The organism is Vibrio sp. 1288, from assembly GCF_033344475.1.
On the sequence record NZ_JAWPOX010000935.1, the window covers coordinates 1 to 563 of the forward strand.

At 42.8% G+C, this 563-nt stretch carries 1 protein-coding gene; it reads left to right on the forward strand.

Going from position 1 to position 563, the window contains the following annotated elements:
- Positions 1 to 332, forward strand: a 332-nt coding sequence (locus tag R8O11_RS30190) for an arginine repressor (RefSeq protein WP_318195259.1), incomplete at its 5' end; no start/stop codon positions are given.
- Between the last annotated feature and the right edge of the window lie 231 nt (positions 333 to 563).

Here is a 563-nt window from a genome sequence, read left to right on the forward strand (position 1 = left end):
CACGTATGCTGACCAAGTTTGGTGCTGTTCGTACTCGTAACGCAAAAATGGAAATGGTGTACTGCCTACCGGCCGAGCTGGGCGTACCAACAGTAAGCAGCTCTCTACGTGAACTGGTTTTAGACATCGATCACAATGCGGCATTGGTTGTCATTCACACTGGTCCTGGCGCAGCACAGCTTATTGCTCGCCTACTCGACTCGTTAGGTAAATCCGAGGGTATTCTTGGCGTAGTAGCGGGTGACGATACCATTTTTATTACCCCTACAATGCCAGTATCAACTGAACAATTGTTCAAGTCTGTATGTGAGCTATTCGAGTACACAGGCTGAGACCGACGAACATTGGTTTAAGTAACTCTTTGTGGGCTATGAAAGAAGTACTATTTTGTAGCCCATTATTCATGTAAACAAATTGCTTCATGCGACTACTTTTCACTCACCACTTTTGTGATTAATATCACGCAATTGATCTTTTTCACCATCTTGCCTTATTCACACCTAACTAACTGTTATAAAAAGAATTAAATCAAAGATCAATCACCATACCCTGTCGCAAGCTTT